Annotated in this window: 23 protein-coding genes; 7 read left to right on the plus strand and 16 right to left on the minus strand. The window is 63.9% G+C overall.

What is annotated here, in order from left to right:
• Positions 1-125: 125 nt before the first annotated feature.
• The 7 genes from R5O87_RS16390 to R5O87_RS16420 all read right to left on the minus strand — a co-directional run bounded on the left by R5O87_RS16390 (position 126) and on the right by R5O87_RS16420 (position 6,628).
• Positions 126-1,064 carry a PDR/VanB family oxidoreductase gene (locus R5O87_RS16390; protein ID WP_410555601.1) on the minus strand — a complete coding sequence of 313 codons (939 nt, stop codon included), beginning with the start codon at positions 1,062-1,064 and terminating at the stop codon, positions 126-128.
• Positions 1,064-1,852 carry an MOSC domain-containing protein gene (locus tag R5O87_RS16395; RefSeq protein WP_410555602.1) on the minus strand — a complete coding sequence of 263 codons (789 nt, stop codon included), beginning with the start codon at positions 1,850-1,852 and terminating at the stop codon, positions 1,064-1,066. The genes R5O87_RS16390 and R5O87_RS16395 overlap by 1 nt, the downstream gene beginning before the upstream one ends.
• 122 nt (positions 1,853-1,974) lie before the next feature.
• Positions 1,975-2,781, minus strand: coding sequence for a maleate cis-trans isomerase family protein (locus tag R5O87_RS16400; protein WP_410555603.1), 807 nt, complete (start codon positions 2,779-2,781; stop codon positions 1,975-1,977).
• 34 nt (positions 2,782-2,815) lie between these two features.
• The gene (locus R5O87_RS16405; RefSeq protein WP_462836321.1) at positions 2,816-3,697 is read right to left on the minus strand and encodes a glycine betaine ABC transporter substrate-binding protein; all 882 of its coding nucleotides are present in this window, start codon (positions 3,695-3,697) and stop codon (positions 2,816-2,818) included.
• Positions 3,698-3,728: 31 nt separating this feature from the next.
• Positions 3,729-4,649 (minus strand): ABC transporter permease, encoded by a 921-nt coding sequence (locus R5O87_RS16410; RefSeq protein WP_410555605.1) that lies wholly within the window; start codon positions 4,647-4,649, stop codon positions 3,729-3,731.
• Positions 4,639-5,835 (minus strand): quaternary amine ABC transporter ATP-binding protein, encoded by a 1,197-nt coding sequence (locus tag R5O87_RS16415; RefSeq protein WP_410555606.1) that lies wholly within the window; start codon positions 5,833-5,835, stop codon positions 4,639-4,641. The genes R5O87_RS16410 and R5O87_RS16415 overlap by 11 nt, the downstream gene beginning before the upstream one ends.
• A gap of 109 nt (positions 5,836-5,944) precedes the next feature.
• Positions 5,945-6,628 carry a GntR family transcriptional regulator gene (locus tag R5O87_RS16420; RefSeq protein WP_410555607.1) on the minus strand — a complete coding sequence of 228 codons (684 nt, stop codon included), beginning with the start codon at positions 6,626-6,628 and terminating at the stop codon, positions 5,945-5,947.
• A gap of 294 nt (positions 6,629-6,922) precedes the next feature.
• Between R5O87_RS16420 and R5O87_RS16425 the strand changes: the two genes are divergently transcribed.
• The 3 genes from R5O87_RS16425 to R5O87_RS16435 all read left to right on the plus strand — a co-directional run bounded on the left by R5O87_RS16425 (position 6,923) and on the right by R5O87_RS16435 (position 9,062).
• On the plus strand, positions 6,923-7,783 hold the full coding sequence (locus R5O87_RS16425) for a sulfurtransferase (protein WP_410555608.1): 861 nt from the start codon (positions 6,923-6,925) through the stop codon (positions 7,781-7,783).
• Positions 7,784-7,848: 65 nt separating this feature from the next.
• Positions 7,849-8,400: a methyltransferase family protein gene (locus tag R5O87_RS16430; RefSeq protein WP_462836322.1), complete on the plus strand. Its 552-nt coding sequence runs from the start codon at positions 7,849-7,851 to the stop codon at positions 8,398-8,400.
• 35 nt (positions 8,401-8,435) lie between these two features.
• The gene (locus tag R5O87_RS16435) at positions 8,436-9,062 is read left to right on the plus strand and encodes an MBL fold metallo-hydrolase (RefSeq protein WP_410555610.1); all 627 of its coding nucleotides are present in this window, start codon (positions 8,436-8,438) and stop codon (positions 9,060-9,062) included.
• Between the two features lie 63 nt (positions 9,063-9,125).
• Here R5O87_RS16435 and R5O87_RS16440 read toward each other — a convergent pair whose 3' ends face one another.
• Entirely contained in the window at positions 9,126-9,881 is a 756-nt protein-coding gene (locus tag R5O87_RS16440) for an SDR family NAD(P)-dependent oxidoreductase (protein ID WP_410555611.1), read from the minus strand.
• The gene (locus R5O87_RS16445) at positions 9,878-11,281 is read right to left on the minus strand and encodes a DUF6421 family protein (RefSeq protein ID WP_410555612.1); all 1,404 of its coding nucleotides are present in this window, start codon (positions 11,279-11,281) and stop codon (positions 9,878-9,880) included. The genes R5O87_RS16440 and R5O87_RS16445 overlap by 4 nt, the downstream gene beginning before the upstream one ends.
• Before the next feature lie 312 nt (positions 11,282-11,593).
• Here R5O87_RS16445 and R5O87_RS16450 point away from each other — a divergent pair, with 312 nt between their 5' ends.
• Together R5O87_RS16450 and R5O87_RS16455 are read left to right on the plus strand one after the other, a co-directional pair.
• Positions 11,594-13,111, plus strand: a complete 1,518-nt coding sequence (locus R5O87_RS16450) for an amino acid permease (protein WP_410555613.1) — start codon at positions 11,594-11,596, stop codon at positions 13,109-13,111.
• Positions 13,112-13,338: 227 nt separating this feature from the next.
• Positions 13,339-13,731, plus strand: coding sequence for a hypothetical protein (locus tag R5O87_RS16455; RefSeq protein WP_410555614.1), 393 nt, complete (start codon positions 13,339-13,341; stop codon positions 13,729-13,731).
• Positions 13,732-13,746: 15 nt separating this feature from the next.
• Here the strand turns inward: R5O87_RS16455 and R5O87_RS16460 are convergent, their stop codons facing one another.
• Both R5O87_RS16460 and R5O87_RS16465 read right to left on the minus strand, forming a co-directional pair.
• Positions 13,747-13,896, minus strand: coding sequence for a lmo0937 family membrane protein (locus tag R5O87_RS16460; RefSeq protein WP_104137503.1), 150 nt, complete (start codon positions 13,894-13,896; stop codon positions 13,747-13,749).
• 162 nt (positions 13,897-14,058) lie between these two features.
• A complete protein-coding gene (locus R5O87_RS16465) occupies positions 14,059-14,982 on the minus strand; it encodes a LysR family transcriptional regulator (protein ID WP_410555615.1) in 924 nt (307 codons plus the stop codon).
• Between the two features lie 261 nt (positions 14,983-15,243).
• Between R5O87_RS16465 and R5O87_RS16470 the strand changes: the two genes are divergently transcribed.
• The gene (locus tag R5O87_RS16470) at positions 15,244-15,585 is read left to right on the plus strand and encodes a CBU_0592 family membrane protein (RefSeq protein ID WP_410555616.1); all 342 of its coding nucleotides are present in this window, start codon (positions 15,244-15,246) and stop codon (positions 15,583-15,585) included.
• 93 nt (positions 15,586-15,678) lie between these two features.
• Positions 15,679-16,041 carry a hypothetical protein gene (locus R5O87_RS16475; RefSeq protein WP_410555617.1) on the plus strand — a complete coding sequence of 121 codons (363 nt, stop codon included), beginning with the start codon at positions 15,679-15,681 and terminating at the stop codon, positions 16,039-16,041.
• Here R5O87_RS16475 and R5O87_RS16480 read toward each other — a convergent pair.
• Genes R5O87_RS16480 through R5O87_RS16500 form a run of 5 tightly spaced genes read right to left on the minus strand, consistent with a single transcriptional unit; the run spans position 15,983 to position 20,932 of the window.
• Positions 15,983-17,386, minus strand: a complete 1,404-nt coding sequence (locus tag R5O87_RS16480) for an MFS transporter (RefSeq protein WP_410555618.1) — start codon at positions 17,384-17,386, stop codon at positions 15,983-15,985. The genes R5O87_RS16475 and R5O87_RS16480 overlap by 59 nt on opposite strands.
• Positions 17,387-17,433: 47 nt before the next feature.
• Complete coding sequence (locus R5O87_RS16485; protein WP_410555619.1) at positions 17,434-18,501, minus strand: LLM class flavin-dependent oxidoreductase; 1,068 nt, start codon at positions 18,499-18,501, stop codon at positions 17,434-17,436.
• On the minus strand, positions 18,501-18,716 hold the full coding sequence (locus R5O87_RS16490; RefSeq protein ID WP_410555620.1) for a tautomerase family protein: 216 nt from the start codon (positions 18,714-18,716) through the stop codon (positions 18,501-18,503). Before R5O87_RS16490 ends, R5O87_RS16485 begins: the two co-directional genes overlap by 1 nt.
• 1 nt (position 18,717) lies before the next feature.
• The gene (locus R5O87_RS16495) at positions 18,718-20,205 is read right to left on the minus strand and encodes an aldehyde dehydrogenase (protein ID WP_410555621.1); all 1,488 of its coding nucleotides are present in this window, start codon (positions 20,203-20,205) and stop codon (positions 18,718-18,720) included.
• A complete protein-coding gene (locus R5O87_RS16500) occupies positions 20,195-20,932 on the minus strand; it encodes an alpha/beta fold hydrolase (protein WP_410555622.1) in 738 nt (245 codons plus the stop codon). Before R5O87_RS16500 ends, R5O87_RS16495 begins: the two co-directional genes overlap by 11 nt.
• Positions 20,933-20,944: the final 12 nt, after the last annotated feature.

Consider the following 20,944-nt stretch of genomic DNA (forward strand, 5'->3'; position numbering starts at 1 on the left):
TAAGAACTTGCAGAAGCGGAGTCAGCAATTAGCATGTGTACCCGTTTCCGCAGGTATCTTGGACTCCCTTCTCATCTGAAGTGGTGGATTGGAACCGGCGGTTACCCGGACTACTGCTATCCAAGTCAGAGGGGGCCCAATTCGAGGAGCCCGTCTCCGCGGGAGACGCAGGGTGTGAACCAGTTGCCCTGTTCTTCCTCTGTCAGGATCGCGTCTCGGTGGTCGGCGTCGCCATGGATGAGTGTGAGCTTGCAGGTGCCGCAGGTCCCGGCATTGCATGAGGACGGCCACTCGATGCCGGCGGCGAGCATGGCATTCAAGAGGGTTGCGTCCTCCGGCACCTGGAAGGTGTCGCCTGTCGGGGCCCACCGGGCCGTGAAGGGACCGCTGAAATCGCCGATGGGTGCTACGCCGGTGAAGTTTTCGAAATGTAGGCGTGAGGGACGCCAGTGCATGGTCAGTGCCCGGACCTGGTCCATGAGGGCCGTCGGTCCGCAGCAAAACAGGTCCCGTTCTCCCGGCTCCCGAAGAACCTCCCAGAGGTCGTATCGTCCACCCCGCTCATTCTTCAGATGCAGGGTGGCATGGGGATCGTCGACGAATTCGCTGGCGTAGGCTGCGTGCGGCCGGGAGGCGGCAAGATAGACAAGGTCGTACTGGACTCCGGCGCGCCGGATCGCGTTATACATGGAGCGGATGGGGGTGATCCCGATGCCGCCGGCAATGAGCAGGGCGTTATTTGCGGTGGTGAGTGGGAAAGTCCCCACTGGCGGGCGCACGTCCATGATGTCCCCCACCTGGGCATGCGCGTGCATACTGGCAGATCCGCCGCCGCCGGCCGGGTCCAAAGCAACGGCAACTGTCCAGCCGCCGCGCGAACCCTCAGGCCCTTCTGTCGCGGAGTAGCACCTTGGCATTCCTGACGGCGTCAGGATTTCGACGTGATCGCCGGGCGACGGGGCTGGCAGCGGGGACCCGTCGGGGGAGTCGAAGCGAAATTCGATCACGTTGTCCGCGACGCGCTGCCTGTCGGTGAGTCTGACTTTGACGTATTCGCGGTGCATCAGAGGGGATGTCCTGTAGCGGGAGAGGGCAGAGCGACCGTCATCCCGGGCTCGAGGAGGCCGCCCCGGGTGATGGCCGCGTAGATGCCGAAGTCCGTGTGACCGTAATGGCGCTTGAGAAGCCTGGGGATTGGCAGGTCCCTGACCGCGGTGACCCTGTTTACTTCTGTGGCGGCACAGCGGGCCGCGCGCCCGGAAGGCTTGATCCGGACATCGGCTCCGACTGCCAGTTCCTGCCCTATCCATTCGAACTCGGACCAAGGCGTTTCGGTGTCGATGTAGAGGTTTGCCCGGAAACGCAGCGGGTCAATGTCGACGCCGGCGCGTTCGGATAAGTCCCGCACTGACGCCAGGTTGATGACGTGGCACGACGAACTATCCAGGTAGGCGTAATTATGGTCCGCCGACCGGACGACAACGGGCGCCTCGTCGTCGGGGAGATCGAGCACGGCTGAGAAGAGGTCCGCGGCCCGGGAACGGCCACCGGAGGTCGTGATGTTGCAGGAGAGCACGACATGGTCACCAACGTAGGCCTTTAGGTGGCCTGTTTCGGGATCACATTCAGTGCGAATTCCAGCCAGGCGGGGGTCGGCGGTAAGCATGTGGAACCGTGAGGACCGCAACGGCTCGGCGGGGTTCCTTCGGGTATCGCTGTCACGGCGCGCAAGTGCAAAGGCACGGTCGAACGGAAAACCGTGCTCTGGACTTACCTGCGTACGGCCTAGCCGCTGCGCGCTCATGCCCTTGACTGGATAGATATAGAGGTCCGATACCCTGCCAACTTTCATTCGACGGTCTCCATTCCCATAAGGGCGGCTAGGTTTCGATGCTACGGGCTGGACTCACGCGGCAGCCGCCAGCAGGAAGGCCCGGCCGTACGAGGAGTCCGGGCCCTCCTGCTGGACAGATGTTAGCTGCGGAGGTCTTCGAAGCCGTTCCGGGGGAAGATGTCTCCGGCGAGGCCGATCATCCGCAGTGTTGCCCAGAACGTGGCCTCATTGCTCGAGACAACGGGTACCCCGTATTTGCGTCGGATCTGGGCTGCGGCCTCCATGCCGCGGAAGGCTGTGCAGCTGATGAAGACGCCATCGGCGTCCTGCAGCACGTCGGAGTTCACATAGTCTGCAATTTCCCCAGGCGTTGCTGCTTCCATGTCGTGGGCTTCGGGAAGCGCGGGACCGAGCGTGGCGGTGACTGTCACGCCGCAGCTTTTAAGGAAGGCGACGGTCAGGTCGTCCTGCCATTGCTCGTACGGGGAGACCATCACGACGCGGCGTAGCCCGAGCGAGTCCAGCGCGTCGGCCACGGCGCTCGCGGTCGTCAAGCCCGGCGCTCCGGCAACCGCACCGATCCGTGCGGCGATTTCCTGGTCGAATCCGCGGCCGTGATAGAGACTGGCCCCGGTGCAGGCGAACACAATGGCATCCACACCTGCGTGGCGGAGCAGCTCACTGGCTGCGGGCGCGCCTTCATGCAGCGCGGCGACCTCTTCGGGTTCGTCCCTGGTGAGGGGGAGCCGTGCCACGTGAAAGCTGACTGAGTCTGGGAGCGCGATTCTCGCGTCGTGTTCGAATACGGTGTTGCCGCTCGGTACGAGGAATCCGAGCTTTGCCTGCCAGGTCTTCCGCTCCCCGGTGAGGGTTCCGTCCGGGAATCCGGCAACAGCCGGTTCTTGGGGCCCATCGATCAGAAGGGAACCCTTCTCCAGTTCAGTCACGGTGAACCTTTCTATGTGGGGGTGTTCTTGCTGCTTACTTGAACCATGCATCGACGGCCTCGCGGTTGGCTGGCTGCGCCAGCCAGGTCTTGGCTCCTGCGATGGGATCCTTGGCTTCGCTGACGGCCAACATCAATGTGGAGTACTGCTTCTCGGTGAGCTTGGACTTGGACATCCATCCGCGGATCTCCGGCTGCTTCTGCGCAAACGCCTTGGAGAGCACGACGTAGGAGCCGTCAGGTCCCGGCCAGCCCTTCGCATCGTCTTCGAGCGCCTTGATGGGCATGGACGCGTACGCCCAGTGCGGCTTCCAGAGCGCGACGACGACCGGCTTCTTGCTGTTGACCCCGCTCTTGAGGGCGGCGAGGGCTGCCGGGGTGCTGCCTTCGACGATCTTGAGCTTGTCCGTCGCGGAGTACTTGGCCAAGACGTCCGGGAGCAGCTTCATGAGGCCCGAGCCCGCTTCGATGCCGATGATCTTGGAGTCATACTTATCGGCGTGCTGGGCGACGTCGGTGATGGTTTTTTCCGGGACGGATTCCGGGACCGCGAGCACGAGCTGGTTCTTGTCGAAGAACGGGCCGTTGTCCTTCACGACGTCGAGGTCGTCCTTGTACTTGTCCACGTAGGTGGCGTGTGTTGATGGCAACCAGGTGTTGAGGTATCCGTCGAGGTCGCCGCGGGCGATGCCGGAGAATCCGGCGGCCAGGTCAACGCTGCGGGTCTGTACGTTGTAGCCCTTTTCATCCAGCAGCACTTGCCAGAGACCGGTGACGGCCACGGTGTCGTCGAATCCCGGGACGGTAGCGAAGGTGACGGTCTTTTCGTTGTTGGCAGCCGGAGCAACGCCGGAACAGGCGCTCATGCTGGCAGCAAGAAGGGCGCAAGCAAGCACGGATTTAATGGTTCGCTTCAAAGCTAATCTCCTAATTGCAGTTTTGGTTTATTCAGTGGACGACGGCGGCATCAGCGTTGATGCCTGGTGCACCTGCCGCCGGGGCCGGGGCAGTACGTTCAGTTCTGAGTCGCTTGGCTTTCCGCAGCCATCCGGCCAGCGAGCTCGCTCCACCGGTGACCCGGTCGAGATAGACGGCCAGGATGACGACGGCGAGGCCGCCCTCGAAACCCCGGGCTGTGTCCAGCTGGGCCACACCCTGGACCACCACACCGCCCAAGCCGCCTGCTCCGACCATTCCGGCGACCACCACCATGGACAGGGCCAGCATGATGACCTGGTTGACGCCGACCATGATGGACGGGAAGGCCAGCGGCAGCTGGACGTCCCGCAGGGTCAGGCCCTTCTTGGCCCCGAATGCTTCGGCTGCTTCCAGCAGTTCGGAGTCGAGCTGGCGGATGCCCAGTTCGGTCAGGCGGACGGCAGGAGGAATGGAGAAGACAATCGTGGCGGCGATTCCGGGAACTGTGCCGACTCCGAAGAAGAAGACAGCGGGGATGAGGTAAACGAAGACGGGCATGGCCTGCATCAGGTCCAGAACCGGCCGCACGAAAGTGCTGACAGAGGAGCTCAGGGCTGCCCAGATGCCCAATGGGACACCGATCAGAAGGGCAGCCGCCACCGAGACCACCACGATGGCGAGGCTGGACAACGTTTCAAGCCACAGGTTCATGGAGATGATTAGCAGAAACGCCACGGTCGAGAAGAGGGTGACCGGCAGGCTGCGGGTCATGACTGCTGCCACGGCAGCCAGGACGGCCACGATGACGAGCGGATGAAGGGCGACCAGGGCGTATTCGACTCCGCCCACGATTTGGCTGGTCAGCCATGCCGTGCCGTCGAAGAACCAGCCGAGGTTCGCCAGGAACCAGTCAATGAGGGCTTCGAACCACTTTCCGATACTAAGATTCACGGACAGACTCCTTCGGGGACAGTGCGGCGAAGACTTTTTTCGCCGTGAGCTGGCCGATTATTTGGCCCTGGTGATTGGTGACGTGGAGTCGACCGGCGCCGGCAGCGAACTGTGGCAGCAGGTCGGCAAGCACTGCAGCATCGGGGACGTGGCCGATCCAGTTGGCGGCGGCGTCGCTTGTTGACGGCGCCATCCCGGACCGGCAGCCGTCGTCGGGGTCCGGTCCCTCGAAAGGTTCGGCGAGCATGCCGGCTTGGAGGACTTTGCCACGGTTTACCTCAGCGACAAACTGTTCGATGTACGGGTCCGCCGGTGATTCCAACAGCTCCTGGGCGGTGCCGCACTGGATCTGCTTGCCTTGCTTCATCACCATGATCTGGTCGCCCAGGTGCATGGCCTCGTCAAGGTCATGCGTCACGAACACGATGGTTTTCTTGAAGTTGCGCTGGAGCTCGATCAGCAGCTGCTGCATGTCCTGCCGGATAAGCGGGTCCAGTGCGCTGAAGGGCTCGTCCATCAGCAGGATTTCGGCATCCGTGGCCAAAGCGCGGGCGAGGCCCACACGCTGCCTCATGCCTCCGCTCAACTGGTCCGGCATTGCGTGGATGCGGTCACCAAGCCCCACCAGTTGCAGGGCCTCAGTGGCCTTCGCTTCCCGGGTTTGCCTATCGACCCCGCGCACCTTCAGCCCAAAGCCGACGTTTTGCAGCAAGGACTGATGGGGGAAAAGCCCGAAGTGCTGAAAGACCATGTTGATGGTCTGATTCCTAAAGGATCGAAGTTGAGCCGGCGGCAGGCTTCCAACGTCCTGGCCGCCTATGGTGATGGAACCTTCGGTGGCGTCGATGAGCCTGTTCAGCATCCGGATGATGGTGGACTTCCCAGAGCCGGACAGGCCCATGATGACAAAGATTTCTCCCCGGTTCACTTGGAAGGAAACGTCGTCAACAGCGCGGAATCCGGATGTTACTGGTGATTTCCTGCCCAAGAAGCGCGCAGAGCGTGGCCTGGATGGGCCATACACCTTGGAGAGGTTATCCACGCGAATGAAGGGGCCGCTGGAGTCCGTGTTCACCTCCAGATCTGCTGCCAAGGCTGTTTGGGGCTGTGTCACTGTCATAAGAGCTCCTTGAGGCGTCGGGGCAATTTTGCACGTATGCAAGAAAATTTGCTTATTAGTAAACAATTGACGTGCTATCTACGAAGGTCGGTCGTCAATGGGCAGAACCGGGCAGGGTTGTGTGCCCGGACTTTAGCTGGCGCGACGCATGGCGGGGATCCCGCCGTCGTCCGCTTTAGTCGGAGGCTCCGGAGGCGGCGGATGCCTGGGTGCTGATCTTTTGCCCGATCGTTGAGCGGGAGTGGGCAATGCAATCTCTCGTTAGCTCAACGACGAGGTCGAAGTCGCGTTCCCTTAGTGCGTTCACGATCTTCCGCTGAAACCTCCAGAGGGTGTCGTCGTGGACCTTGTAGGCCTCCCGTGAGCCCAAGAACCTGAAGGGCTGGCACTGATCCCAGAGTCGCTCGATGGACTCGACGAGGAACTCATTGTCACCCTTCACATAAAGAGTGCGGACTATCTGGTTATGAAGGTTCAGCAGTTCCGCGATGCGGTCCGTGCCGATAAGGGCTTCCAGTTGGTCACACAGTGCGTCCATCTGGTCGATGTCGCGCTGGCTGACACCCGGGCACCCAAGCCGTGCCGCCTCGCATTCCAGGAGCAGGCGAACGTCGTACTTGTCCTGCAGTTCCTTCACGCTCAGTTCCTTCACCACCGCACCCTTGTGAGGTGCAGTGTGCACAAGGCCGGCTTCCTCCAGGCGGCGCACAGCCTCACGAACTGGCATGATGCTGGTTCCCGCAGCTGCCGCAACATCCCGGACCTGCAGCCTGCTCCCCGGAGGCAGCTCGCCCCAGACAATCTGATCCCGAAGAAGGTTGAATACCTGATCGGTCATTAGGGGGGTGGTGGAACTCATGCGTGTTCTCCGCTCTTTTTGAAGCTGCCGGGCCGAGGCCCGAATATAACGTTCCCCCGGCGCATAGCGCATTGCAAGGCCGGGGTGCGCGGCAATGCCCGGCCGAAGTTCTGCAGTGGCATGAAGATCCTTAGTTGTCCTGGATGATCACATCGTTGTGAACATGATCACAAGACTAGGATGTGATCATGTTGTTGGCAAGACCCTCCGGCGATGTATCTCGGCAGACGGGGCGGGTGTCTGTATTGTGAGATGATTTGTCTCACAATAAGAGACCTGTGATTCGCTGTTGTCATGACTTCGCTGACCGCCACACCGCCATTCGTCGACCTGCAATGGATCAGAGAGCACGCACATGACCGGCCTGTGGTCCTTGCCGATGTGCGCTGGTGCCTGGACGGCAGTTCCGGGCGCGAAGCCTATGAGTCCGGGCACCTCCCGGGGGCGGTGTTCGTCGACCTTGACCAGTGGCTGTCAGGACCGGCCTCGCGCACACATGGCAGGAATCCTCTGCCGGCTCCGGAGGTCTTTGCCGCGGGAATGTCCGCGTCGGGCATCGGTGACGGCGACGTAGTAGTTGCCTACGACGACGCCGGTGGAGTCATTGCGGCGCGCCTGGTGTGGATGCTCAGGAGCGTGGGGCATCCGGCGGCGGTGCTCGATGGCGGCATGGCCGCCTACCCTGGCGCATTGGAAACAGAAGAGCCTTCAATCCAGCCCCGGGCGTTCACGGCCCGGTCTTGGCCGGCGGAAGTGCTCGCCGGGATCGACGAAACCGTCGAGGGCGGAGCCGTGGTGGTGGATGCCAGAAACCGCGACCGGTACGAGGGCAGGCAGGACCCCATCGACCCGCGACCGGGGCATATCCCGGGCGCGGTAAACGTTCCGTGCCGCGCGAACCTTGAGCCGGACGGCAGGCTGGCGCAGCCGCAGCAGTTGCGGGAAAACTTCCGGAAGGCGGGCATCGAGTCGGCCGACGCGGTTATCTCTTACTGCGGCTCCGGTGTCACTGCCTGCCACAACCTCCTGGTGATGGAGCACGTTGGGCTGGGCAAAGGCCGGCTTTTCGTCGGCGGGTGGTCGCAGTATGGCCATGCCTCACACCTTCCCGTCGAGACGAACCGTCCGGGTTCGCTTGACGAAGCGAGGGCATAGCAGGAAGCGCTGGCGGCAGCTCCGCCGTCGGCTCCACGAGCCGACTGCCTGTGGAGGCACGAACCATGACAGCACGGTGCGGTGCGGCTATTCTGACGCGCATGACCCAAACAGGTTCGGCCGCACGCGCGTGGATCGGGACGGTCTTCTTCCTCTTCCTCGCGCCGGGCGTCGTCGCGGGCCTTATCCCGTGGCTCATCTCCGGCTGGCGGAGGTTCGACTGGGGCGGCGGCTGGGTCGTTGTCCTGGTCGCCTGGCTCATGATCGCTGCCGGCGCGGCATTCCTCCTGCACGCCTTTGCACTGTTCGCGATGCACCGCGGAACGCCCGCTCCGGTGGCTCCAACTGAGACGCTCGTTGTGACGGGGGTCTACCGATTCGTCCGCAATCCGATGTACCTGGCCGTCCTCACCATCATCCTGGCCCAGGCGCTGCTGTTCGGCAGTTGGTGGCTCGTGCTCTATGCCGGGATCGTCCTCGCAGCGGTCGTCGCGTTCGTGAAGGGCTACGAGGAACCGACCCTTGCCAGCACCTACGGCGAGCAATATCTCGACTACCGGCGGAACGTACCAGGCTGGTGGCCGCGGCTCTCACCCTGGCAAGCCCCTGAACCATAATTGACGAATCGCCGGTTTTCAGAACTGAGGTAAAAGTGAATTCAGCCGCTGCTATCCCTGTCACCGCCGTTCGCGTGGCCGAGTTGCTTCCCGAAGGCGAGCCGATGCCCGTCTACGTGCACATCATTGACCACCCCCAAGCGCGTGTGCTGGTTGACACCGGCCTGACCGAGCTACATCCTGCGGTCGCTGATATGGAACCCCGTCTTTGGCCGTTGAACGAGCAGGACTTCGACATCCGAGGTGTCGACATCGTCGTCAACACCCACCTGCACTTCGACCACTGCGGAGGCAACCACCTCTTCCCGGGCAAGCCCATATACGTTCAGCGTCAGGAACTCGACGACGCCCGCAACCAGAATGACTACACCATCCCCGAATGGGTGGACGCGCCCGGGACGCACTACGTGCCGGTAGATGGCGACTTCGAACTGCTTGCTGGGCTACGACTCCTTTCGGCACCAGGGCACACCCGGGGCTCACAGATTGTTGTCATCGACGGAGACCGAGGCCCGACTGTTATCGCTGGAGACACTGCAGTCTGGTTCGACGAACTTGATAACCCCCGCACCGAGGGACAGCGACTGGTGCGCTCGCTGAACCCCGAAAGGGTTTGGCTTGCGCACCAGCACAAGCCGTGGTCCGAGGCGAAGCCCCGGTAGGTCGCGGCGTGCAGACGCCCCGCCGGTACCGCGGGGCGCCTGCTTTGGAATCGACGCTGAGGCTCAGGACAGTGCGCCCGCAAGGTGGCCGGCCGTGAGGGGCAAGCGTTGCCCGTTGATCTGTTCCGCCTCCAGGTGGAAGATCCGCTCCACAGCATCGGCAAGGACGCTGACATCGGTGAAGCCCGGAAATTTCCGCTCCGGCTGGGCTGCGCGCATGCGGTCATCGACCAGAGCCTTGACGACGAGGACCAGGGCAGCCGAGTGCTGAGCGGAGAGGCTTTCGTTTCCTACCTGCAGCTGCCGGAACCCGTCGGCGACGGCGAGCGTCCATGCCTCGGCGGCAGACTTGATGGCAGCATACGCGGCGCCATCGGCCGTTGGCGAGGAAGCGGACTCCGCGGAAACGATGGCCAGGCGTCCGGCCGGGGAGGCAGCCAGGTCATCGTAAAACGCACGACTCGTGTTTCTCAGGGTGGTGAGGACGCTGGTGTGCAGGAAGTCCCAGTCGTCGTCCGCCTGGCCTTTGATCCCCTGGCCGCCGCGCCACCCTCCTACAAGGTGGACGAGGCCGTCGACCGGACCGAGGTCCTGCCGGACCGACTCCGCCAGGTCCTCCACGGCTTGCGGCTCTGAGAGGTTGCAGACATAGCCTGTGACGTTTTCGTACGTGCCAGAGAGCTCCTGCACCCGGTCCTCAAGAATATCCACGGCGGCGACCTGTGCCCCTGCCTGCGAGAGGGTGCGGACCACCGCAACGCCGGCAGCGCTTGTCGAACCGGCGACGACGACCGTACGCCCCGAGAGGTTCTGGCTCATGCGCGTGCCTCGCCCTCAGTCTTCACAGGGCTCTTGCCGGTGATACCGGCAGTTGATTCAATGACCGGGCGCATCTTCTTCTCCAGTGCTTCGTAGAACATTGACAGGGGATATTCGTCATCAAGGACCTGGTCCGTCAGTCCCCGGGGAGGGCCGTCGAGCGGAAGGGCGTCCGGTCCCTTGGCCCAGACGGAGGACGGGTTGGGGGTGAGGGTCTCCGAGACGAGCTGATAGGCGGCCAGCCAGTGCGCGGTCTTCGGCCGGTCGATGGAACGCCAGTAGAGCTCCTCGATGCGGACACCCAGCTCGACGACGACGTCGGCGACGTCCTTCCAGTCGATGCTCAGCTTTCCATCGGTCCAGTGCAGGACCCGGTGCTGGTGCATCCAGGCGAACAGCAACTGGCCGCCCACGGCATCGTAGTTGCGGACCCGGTTCCCGGTGATCGCGAAGCGGAAAATGCGGTCGAAGATCACGGCGTACTGGACCAGCTTGGCGTGCTTGCGGGCGTCGTCGGAAGCCGTTTCGTCCCGCTCGATGAGGACTGATTCGCGGAAGGCGGTCAGGTCACAGCGAAGCTCCTCGAGGGAGTAGAGGAAATACGGCATCCGCTGCTTGATCATGAACGGGTCAAAGGGCAGGTCACCGCGCATGTGCGTCCGGTCATGGATCAGGTCCCACATCACGAAGGTCTTCTCCGCGAGGTGTTGGTCCTCGAGCAATTCCGCGGCGTCAGCCGGCAGCTCCAGTGCAGTAATGCCGGCAGCAGCTTTGAGGACGCGACGGAACCGGGCAGCTTCGCGGTCTGCGAAAATGCCTCCCCACGTGAACGAAGGGGTGCTCCGGACCGCCACGCTCTCGGGGAAGAGCACTGCGGAGTTCGTGTCATAGCCGGGCGTGAAATCGGCGAAGCTGATGGGGACAAACAGCTTGTTGGAGTAGTTTCCTGCCTCCAGTTCAGCAACGAAATCCGGCCAAATAACCTCGATGAGGACGGCCTCAAAGTAGCGGTTGGTGCTGCCGTTCTGCGTGTACATGGGGAACACCACCAGGTGCGGCAGCCCATCGATGCGCCACTGCTCAGGATGGAAGGCTACCAACGAGTCGAGGAAATCAGGTACGGCAAAGCCTCCAGATGCCCACCGCTGGAAGTCCTGAACGAGCAGTTCAAGGTATTCCCCGTCGTGGGGAAGGTGGGGACGCAGGTCGTCGATTGCGCCGGTAATGGTGTTGACGTTGCTGCGGGCCTGGTCGTGGTCAGCGGGTTCCGGAACGGAACCGTCCTGGGCTTGAATCTGCTGCAGTCCAATGACGGCTGTCTTTAGCGCCTGCCATGCCGGGAGCGCCTTGAGGTCTTCTGCCCGGGTGGATGTCACTTCGGGGCTTGCGATGACAGACATGTTCGTTCCTTCCGTTGATCGGTCCCGAAGAACGTAGCAATGGCTAAGCATGCATGATGTGTTTTTTCGACAAGAATAAGAAACTCTTGTGCTCAGTCAGTCTCTTTGTGGGCCGACCCCTAAGACTTCGAGCGTTCGCCGGGCAACATTCGCTTCGCAAGGGGGCTCATTCTGTCCATGTGTTAGCTTGATCACCGTCCTTCCCGGCCGGGCCCGCCGGGAAGCTCAATCCACCGCAGCTACCTTCCCGGAGGCATCATGGGACTCAGCTCCCTCACGCAAACAACTTCCACAGAAATCAATGACGATGCAGTGGCACAACCCGGATACGCCCCAGCCACAGGGGCAGCTCGCAGGTCCAACGAAACCGCCAACGAGCTCAAGCGCGGGCTAAGCAGCCGCCACCTGCAGATGATCGCGATAGGCGGTGCGATCGGTACCGGTCTGTTCGTCGCCTCGGGCGGCACCATTTCCCAGGCCGGCCCCGGTGGCGCGCTGGTCGCCTACGCGCTGGTCGGACTGATGGTCTTCCTGTTGATGCAGTCACTGGGGGAGATGTCGGCCAAAATTCCGGTCGCCGGTTCCTTTCAGTCCTTTGCCACCCGTTTTGTCTCCCCGTCCTTTGGGTTCGCGATCGGCTGGAACTACTGGTTCAACTGGGCCATCACGGTGGCCGCCGAGCTGGTCGCGGCCGGAATCATCATGGACTTCTGGTTCCCGGGCGTCCCCGGCTGGGTGTGGGCCGGGATCTTCCTGCTGGTGTTGACCGGGCTCAACGCCCTCTCGGCAAAGTCCTTCGGTGAGTCGGAGTTCTGGCTCTCCCTCATCAAGGTCACCGCAGTGGTGCTCTTCCTGATCGCCGGTGTGCTGATGATCGTCGGCATCCTCGGCGGCAACTCCCCGGGACTCAGTAACTGGGAAAGCCGGGATGATGTGTTCCACGGCGGCTGGGTCTCCATCATCTCGGTCTTCATGATTGCCGGGTTCTCCTTCCAGGGCACCGAACTGGTGGGCGTGGCCGCAGGCGAAGCCAAGAACCCGCGCCGCGAAGTGCCCAAGGCTATCCGCACCGTCTTCTGGCGCATCATGCTCTTCTACATTGGTGCAATCTTCATCATCGGCTGCCTGATCCCGTTCACCGATCCCAGCCTGCTGGCATCCGGTGAGGCCGATATTGCGGCGTCGCCGTTCACCTTAGTCTTCTCACGCGCCGGGATCGCCTTCGCCGCGGCCCTGATGAACGCGGTCATCCTGACCGCCATCCTGTCGGCGGGAAACTCCGGACTCTACGCCTCCACCCGGATGCTCTACGCCATGGCCCATGACGGCATGGCCCCGAAGGTCTTCGGCCGAACCAATGCACGCGGCGTGCCCATCCCGGCGCTCCTCGCCACCGCGGCAGTGGGACTCTTCGGATTCCTCTCCGCGGTCGTCGGTCAGGGCGCGGCCTACTCCTGGCTGCTGAACATGTCAGGCCTGTGCGGCTTCATCGTCTGGGCCGGGATCGCGGTCTCCCACTACCGTTTCCGGCGCGGCTTCCTGGCCCAGGGGAACAAGGTCAGCGACCTGCCGTATAAGGCGTCCCTGTTTCCCGTTGGCCCACTCCTGGCGTTCGCCCTGCTGGTCCTGGTGATCGCAGGACAGAACTACGAGGCTGTGCTCGCCGGACGGGTGATGGAGGTGCTTTCCTCGTACATCGGATTGCCGGTCTTCATAGTCCTATGGCTGGTTCACCGCTACATCACCAAGTCCAAAATGGTGCCGCTGCACGAGATGGATCTCGCGGCACCCACGGACGTCGAGGCCGAACCTAGCCGCGGCACCCAGTGACCATGCTGCCGCGGGGCTGCCTTACGCATTGATCGGGGCACCAGGAAGCCGGGCGGGAACTCCACCCGGCTTCCCGGTTGCGCGTTGAGGTCAATACGGGGCTGTTTCTGATGGAACGTGCCGGGTTGCTGGTTCCGGTGGTCCCCCCGCGGCAACCTTTCCTCAAGGAACGCGTCCCAGAGTTGATATCGGCCGGAACGAGTTCATTCGGATCGAAAGGGGCGGCGATGAACATCGGACGCACTACTGTGTCGGCAGCGGCACTGCTTGGGGCCTTGGCGATGGCCGGCTGCGCCCCCTCAACCCCGGCGCCAACAGTCACGGTGACCGCGGCACCCACCAGGCCCGCCGCTACAAAGGCCACAGCCAAGAACGCGGCCCAGAAATTCACGGCAGCCAACAGCGGCAAGCTCCTGGCGGCCCGGCTCATGGCACGCGCCCACCCCAAAGACGCTGGAGTGAAGATCACCGGGGTGGAGTGCAAGAACTTCCCGAATATCAAGGTGGGCACCCACACCGATTGCCAGGCGCGAGTCAACGGCGCCAAGCGCGGGTATCTCGTCACGTTCACGGAGCGCGACGGACACTACGCCGTCAAGGCACAGAAGAAGACCTGGTAACCGAGAGGGAGCAGGCTATACGCGAGAGGACCTGCCACGGACGAAGTGGAAGATCAGGACCACCACGGCGATGACCAAAAGCAGGTGAATCAATCCGCCGCCGATGTTGCCGAGCAGGCCCAGAAGCCAGAGAACCGCGATAATGATGGCTATCCAAAGCAACATGACAGTCTCCTTTATTTGTCGCGGAACGAAACGCAAATTTCGCGTCCCTGCCGCTCCATCGGTGGTGCTTCCACACTATGCCTGGATCCGGTTGCCGAAAATAGCCGCACACCGCTTATTTGTCCAGCGCCCTGATAAATAAGGCTCAGGACAAAGTAACGCTCAGGACGTCGACCGCGTGTCGAACGCCGCAGCCGATTCCCGCAGCAGGCGCGCGACCGTATCCACCGGCGTACTGGCTGACCGCCGCCGGTCGAACCGCCGCAAAACGATGCGCCGCGTACCCAGCCCCGGGACGTCCAGGATGTCCACCCCGGCCTGGTTGAGGCCGCTCAACGCCAGGGTGGGCACGATGGCGACACCCTCACCGGCGGCGACCAAGGCCAGGGCGGTCAGCGTGTCCTGGTACTGGTGCACTGTCTCCAGCTGGGCGCCCGTCGATTCACTCAGCCGGCCGAGCACCGAAGCGTTGGCGGCTGATGAGTCGACGCCGAGCCAGGGCAGCGGCAGTCGGCCAAGGTCGATGTTTTCAGTGCTGAGCAGGGCACCCGCGGGAACCACCAGTTTCCAGGGCTCGTCCAGCAGGGGCTCCTCCGTCATCCCGGCGGTAAGGGAACGGTTCCCGGCCGTCGTCGAATCGAGTTCCACCACGACGGCGTCGAGCGCGCGCTGCCGGAGTAGCCGCATCAGGGCCGGAAAGTCGTCCTCGATCATCCGGATCTGCAGCTGCGGGTACTGGGTGCGCCACTCGGGCAGGCGCGGGACCACCACCGTGCGGACAAAGCTGGTGAATCCGCCCACCCGCACCACCCCTGCGATCTTGGCACCGCCTTCTATCCGCGCCCGGGCCACGCTGAGTGCGCGTTCGATCTCCTCGCCGGCTTCTGCAATCGCCAGGCCGGCGGGTGTGAGGACGGAGCCTTTGGGCGTGCGCACCACCAGCGCGTGCCCCGTCTCGTCCTCCAGTTTGTTGAGCTGCTGGGACACGGCCGAAGGCGTAATTCCCAGTTCGTCAGCCGCCGCGAGCACCCCGCCGGTGCGGGCAACGGCAAGAAGAACTCGCAGCCTGCGCGGATCGATATCCATGTTAAGTAGTTCTAAACCATATCTTCAGTGGAATGCAATTGATCTAAAGTTCCTTCTTCCTCATAATTGCTGTTAAAAGTACAGGTAAGGGATGCAGCCCGGCCGCCCACTATGGGCCCCGCCGGACGGCTGAGCAGATGCTGTTCAGACCACCACTGATCCCATTGGCAATGGAGCCGATTCCGAAACACATACATAAAGCCCGCCATTTCCACTCCATCCAGTGATTGGCAGCCGGGGCATCAACTCTGAAAGGACATCATGGAACTGCTGTGGGAAATCTCTGGTTGGGCAGGTGCGGTCGCCATTCTCAGTGCCTACCTGGCCGTGTCCATGGGTTGGCTGAAGGCCGGCAAGGGCTTCCAGATTGCGAATCTCCTCGGTTCGTGCGCCTTCATCATCAATGGCGCTTTTCACGAAGCATGGCCCTCCGTGGTCACGAACGTCGCCTGGTTCCTCATTTCCGCGGTAGCGCTGGTTCGCATGCGCTCCCAGGAGGAGCCGCCGGTGGCGGCTGTCGAGCCTGCGCCAGTGCAGTTCCCCGGTGTCCCTGAAACCGGCCAGCTGGCCATCATTGAGGCGCCCCAGGCCCGCTGCGCTTAAGTAAACGACGACGACGGCGGGACGTCCCGCCGTCGTCCGCTTTTAAGACGATTCCCCTTATGATTTCGGTACCGCCGTTTTCTAGGGAGTGACGTGCGAGCTACATCAGTCCGGCGGAATTCCGCCGTATGGCAGGCCTGGCTCTGGCTGATCGGAGCCGGTTTCGCTGTGCTGCTTGCCGGGATCGTTTTCGGCCTGCAGAAGACGGGCACGCTGTGCGGCAGCCCGCTGATGCCGGACAGCCGTTCCGCTGAAGCATTCGACGCGCTCCACCGCGGCGCCGGAGCAGCGGCGGCCTGCTACCACAGCATCGGAGCCGCCGCCGTTCCCACCTGGATCCTGATTGCGCTGGGTGTCGTCCTGGTCCTTGCGGGCGTGACCGTCCGGATCGTCGCGATCAGCCGTTTGCAGCCGCCCGCGAATACGACGCCGAGACCCGGCGGTAGACCGGCGTAAGAAAAGCCGCCAGCGCAGCCGCGATCATGATGATTCCGGCCACCAGGAACACCAGGGCAATGCCGCGGGAGGTGCCTTCGCCCAGAAGCGGGGCCAGCTGAGCGGCGCCCTCGGCCGAGCGCGCGTACGGAATGATCCAGAACTGGGCGATCGGCGCGATGAGGAATGCGGTGACCGGCGCCGCGGCCGACTCGAAGGCCATGGCGAATCCGAATACCCGGCCCTGGCGCGGCAGCGGCACCACCTGCTGGATGACGGTCTGCTCGGCGGCCTCCACGAACGGTATCAGCACCAGGTACAGCCAGATGCCCGCGATGTACAGCCAGGCCCACTCCCGCAGCGTGAACACCGCACCGAGGAGCCCCATCACGGCCACGGCGATGAGCAGGGTGCGCAGCGGGTTCCGGCCGAGCCCGAACTTGCCGATCAATGCGCCGCCCACGATGAATCCGGTGGAGCCGAGCGCGAAGACGGCGCCCCACATCTCCACGGAGAACATCTCCAGCCCGTAAGGATCCATCAGGGCCATGTAGACGCCGCCGATGAAGTTGTTGAACGTGGAGAACAGGATGAGCGCGAACAGCCCGGCGATGGCCAGCACGGCAGCGAGTGAACCGCGCAGGTCGAAGCCGCCCTGCGCATCCGAGGCGGCCGCGCGCACTTCCTCCGGCATGCGCAGGGTCAGCAGGTGCGCGAACGCCAACGCCGTGAGCACCAGGGCCACGACAATGGTCCAGCCCATGCCCAGCAGCCCGACGGACAGCCCCGAGAGCAGGGAGGTGACGATGAACATCAGTCCCTGCACCATGCCCACCAGCCCGTTGGCGTTGGCCCTCCGGTCCGGCTCGATGAGGATGGTGACCGTGGTGGACAGCGCGATGTTCCGCATGTTTTCCACCACCGCGCCCACCAGGATGATCAGCGTGAAGAGCCAGAACCAGGGCTGGGACAGGTCCAGGATCAGGGCGGTGGGTGCCAGCAGGAACATGACACCGGACAGGACAAACATCACCAGCGTGAAGCCTGCAGCGAAGCGCATCACCGCGAGCTTGCGGTAGCGGTCCACGAAGGTGCCGAAGCTGATGCTCGACAGGGCAATCAGCAGCATGTACGCGCCGCCCACCACGCCGGTGGCGATCACGTTGCGCGTCTCCAGGTACACCCAGAACGTCAGCGCGAACCAGAGGTAGCTGGTGGTGACGTTGGCCAGCGCCGTGTTCACCAGGATTCCGGCGAAGGTGCGGGACCGCTGTGCCGGAGTGCGCAAGGAGGTATCGACGGCGTCGGGATCGGTCAGAGTCGGAGCCTCGGCGTCCTCAACCGGGGCCGGTTCCTGCTCGGTCATGCGTCCCAGTGTACTGACAGCTGACGGGCACAGCTATGCGGCCGGCTCTAGCGTGCCACGGCTACGGGCTGCTCCTGAAAGGCCGGCACCACGTGCTCGATGAAGAGCTCGAGCGAGCGCTTCTTCTCCTCGTGGGTGAGGCTGTTGTCCGACCAGAGGCTGAACTCGGTCACGCCGAGGGCCTCGTAGTGCCGGAGCCGCTCGATGACCTCCTTGGGCGTGCCGATCATGGCCGTCTGGTGCAGGGCCTCCGGCGTGAACTCGGGGCGCTCGGCGAACTTCTCTTCTGGGCTCGGCTCGAGGAAGCCGTTCTTCGGGGTGGTCTTGTTGCCGAACCAGGCGTCGAACGTCCGGTAGAACTTGTTGATGCCCTCGGCCGGACGACGCCAGCCCTCCGGCTCGTCGGCCGCATGGACGTGGGTGTGGCGGAGCACCATGAGGTCCGGGCGCGGGACCCCGGGGTTGTTCTCCACGGCGGTGTCGAACTTGCGTGCAAGGTCCTCCACCTCCTCGTCGCCCTTCATCAGGGGCGTCACCATCACGTTGCAGCCGTTGGCGACGGCGAACTCATGCGAGGAGATGTCGCGGGCGGCGATCCACATGGGCGGCGTCGGCTTCTGCAGCGGCTTCGGCACACTGGTGGAGGTCGGGAACTGCCACACCTCGCCGTCGTGCGCGTAGTCACCCTCCCAAAGCGCACGCACGGCCGGCACCATCTCGCGCAGGTGCTTGCCGCCGTCGACCGCTGACATCCCGCCCATGAGGCGGTCGAACTCGAACTGGTACGCGCCGCGCGCCAGTCCCACTTCCATCCGGCCGTTGCTGATGACGTCCAGGAGTGCCGTCTCGCCGGCCACGCGGAGCGGGTTCCAGAACGGCGCGATGATGGTGCCGGCGCCCAGGCGGATGCGCGAGGTGCGCGCCGCCAGGTAGGCGAGCTGCGGCATCGGGCTGGGGGAGATGGTGTACTCCATCGAGTGGTGCTCACCGATCCAGACGGTGCTGAAGCCGCCGGCCTCGGCGATGAGGGCGAGTTCCGTCAGGTTCTCGAAGCACTCGCGGTGCGAGACGGACTCGTCCCAGCGCTCCATGTGGACGAAGAGGGAAAAGCGCATTAGGAACTCCTGCTTTCTGCCGCTGCCGCGTTGCGTTCGGCGATGGTCTGGTTGCCGCGGGACCAGTGCTCGTGCTCGATCTCGCGGATGATGACGGTGGTGTTGTCCGGTACCGCGCCCACGGCGTTCTCGGCGGCGCGGTGCAGCTCGGCGATGAGTGTGCGGAGCTGCCCGGGGGTCCGGCCCCGGGCGATGGAAACTTCGATAAGAGGCATATCAGCTCCTCATGATGAAGGGGTCGGCGATGGGGGATTCGTCCGTGTTGATCCAGACGCTCTTGAGCCGGGTGTACTCGCGGATGCTCTCGATGCCGTGCTCCACGCCCACGCCGCTGGTCTTGAAGCCTTCGCGCGGGGACGCCGGGGACATGGCGCGGTACGTGTTGACCCACACCGTTCCGGCCTCCAGCCGGCTGGCCATCCGGTGCGCCCGGGCCAGGTTGGTGGTCCAGACGCCGGCGGCGAGGCCGTATGTGGTGTCGTTGGCGAGCCGGAGGACCTCCTCCTCGGTTTCGAAGGGCATGATCGCCGCGACTGGGCCGAAGATCTCCTCCCGCACCACGCGCATGGAATTGTCGACGTCGGTCAGCACGGTGGGCTCGAAGAAGTAGCCGCCGAGCGGGATGTTGGGACGGCCGCCGCCGGTCAGGACGGTGGCGCCTTCGGAGACGCCGAGGTCGACGTAGCTGGCCACCTTGTCGCGCTGGTCCTGGAACGCCAGCGGGCCGAGCTCGGTGGCGTCGAGCAGCGGGTCGCCGATTACGATGCTCCGGGCACGGTTCGCGACGCGCTCCAGCAGTTCGTCGTAGACGGACTTGTGCGCGAAGACGCGGCTGCCCGCGATGCAGGTCTGGCCGGCCGCGGCGAAGATGCCCGCCACAACACCCATGGACGCGTTGGTGATGTCCGCATCCCCGAAGACGATGTTCGGCGACTTGCCGCCCAGCTCCAGGGTGGAGCCGATGAAGCGCGATGCCGTCGTCGAGGCGATCCGCGCGCCGGTGCTGGTGCTGCCGGTAAACGAGATCTTGGCCAGCCGCGCGTCGTCCACCAGGGCCGCGCCGGCCTCTGCGCCGAAGCCGGTGACCACGTTGATCACACCCGCCGGGAAGCCGGCTTCATCGGCAAGTGCGGCCAGACGGAGGACGGTGGCCGAGGTGTATTCGGACGGCTTGATGACGATGGTGTTGCCGGCCGCGAGGGCGGGCGCCAGCTTGCTGGTGGTCAGCGTCAGTGGCGAGTTCCACGGCGTGATGGCACCCACCACGCCCAGCGGTTCGCGGAGCGTGTAGTTCAGGATGGCCGGGGTGGAACCGGGGATGGTGTCGCCCTGGATCTTGTCCGCCAGCCCGGCGTAGTAGTAGTAATACTCCGGCATGGACGCCAGCTGGGCGCGCATCTCCCGGAGGAGCTTGCCGTTGTCCTGGCTCTCCATCCGGGCGAGCTCGTCGGCATGCTCGCCAACCAGGTCACCGAGGCGGCGGAGCAGGTGCCCGCGCTTGGTCTGGCTGAGGTTCCGCCAGCTGGGGTTCTCGAAGGCTGCGGACGCCGCGGAGACAGCCTTTTCGACGTCGGCCGCGTTACCCCGTGCGGCCCGGTACAGCACGTCGAGGGTCGCCGGGTTGGTGCTGTCGAAGTATTCGCCGGATGACGGCGGGACAAATTCCCCGTTGATGAAGTGCTCGTAGCGGCGATCAGTGGACATGTGAGTGCTCCTTGAAGAAAGCAGTGAGAGTGTTGGCGAGCTCCTGGGGCCGCTCCACCGGCATCATGTGGCGGGCGCCGCCGATAACGGAATAGGTGCAGCCGGGGATGGCCGCGGCCAGCCGGGCGCTCATCTCGGGCGTCGACCCCGGGTCCAGCTCGCCGGTCACGGCGTGGGAAGGAACGGTGATCAAGGGCAGTTCGGTGGCGATTTCCGCATCTGCGGTGGCGAATACGCGGTAGCAGGCCAGGAAGGACTTTGGATCGTTCTTCTGCAGGACTTCCCGCGTCGCCTCGATCACGTCCGCCGGGACGGAGGACCCTTCCGGATACCAGCGGCGGATGGATGCCTCCACCGTTGCCGGAAAATCGGATCCCGCCGAGGCGAGCCGCACCATGACGGCGGCGTGCTCCTCGGAGGTGCGCTTGCACACCGAGGCGACCGACACCAGGCTGGCAACCAGGTCCGGGCGGAACCTGGCCACGTGCTGGGCCACGAGGGCGCCCAGCGAGAAGCCCACCAGGTGCGTGTCCGGCTCGAGCCGTTCGGCGACGTCCGCCGCGAGCTCGGCCAGCGTTACCCCTTCGGGAGCCTTTGGCCGGCTCCCGTGTCCCAGCAGTTCCAGGACCTGGACGTCGTATTCCGGTTCCAGGAATTCGCGGAGGGGGCCCCACATCGACCCGTCGAGGCCGACGCCGTGGATGAGGGCTATGCGGTCGCGGCTCACAGCGGCTGGCAC

The organism is Arthrobacter globiformis, from assembly GCF_046536215.2.
Taxonomy (GTDB): domain Bacteria; phylum Actinomycetota; class Actinomycetes; order Actinomycetales; family Micrococcaceae; genus Arthrobacter; species Arthrobacter globiformis_E.